This is a genomic window from Chromohalobacter sp. HP20-39 (assembly GCF_033052815.1).
Lineage (GTDB): Bacteria > Pseudomonadota > Gammaproteobacteria > Pseudomonadales > Halomonadaceae > Chromohalobacter.
Genome location: NZ_JAWHTP010000576.1, coordinates 1 through 279, shown reverse-complemented (window position 1 = coordinate 279; position 279 = coordinate 1). Strand labels below are relative to the sequence as shown.

At 62.4% G+C, this 279-nt stretch carries 1 protein-coding gene; it reads left to right on the top strand.

Annotation, left to right across the window (positions count from 1 at the left end; translation table 11 throughout):
* On the top strand, positions 1-269 hold a 269-nt coding region (locus tag RVY79_RS19255; RefSeq protein WP_317466169.1), incomplete at its 5' end, for a tripartite tricarboxylate transporter substrate-binding protein.
* Positions 270-279: the final 10 nt, after the last annotated feature.

Below are 279 nucleotides of genomic sequence, written 5' to 3'. Positions count from 1 at the left end.
CGACGATCGCCGAGAGCGGCTATCCCGATTATGCGGTCAGCGTCTGGTATGGTATTGCAGCGCCGTCGAAAGTGCCTGACGAGATCGCCGGCAAGATTAAGGCGAGCCTCGACCGGGCCTTGAACGACGAGGCGTTTCGCGCTTCGCTGGTCAAGATCGGCTTTCCGCCGCTGCGCCCGAAGAGCCAGGCCGAGATCGACAAGTTCGTGGATACCGATCGCGCGCGGTGGGCGGGCGTGGTCAAGGCGCTCAACATATCGCTGGACTGACACATGGTAC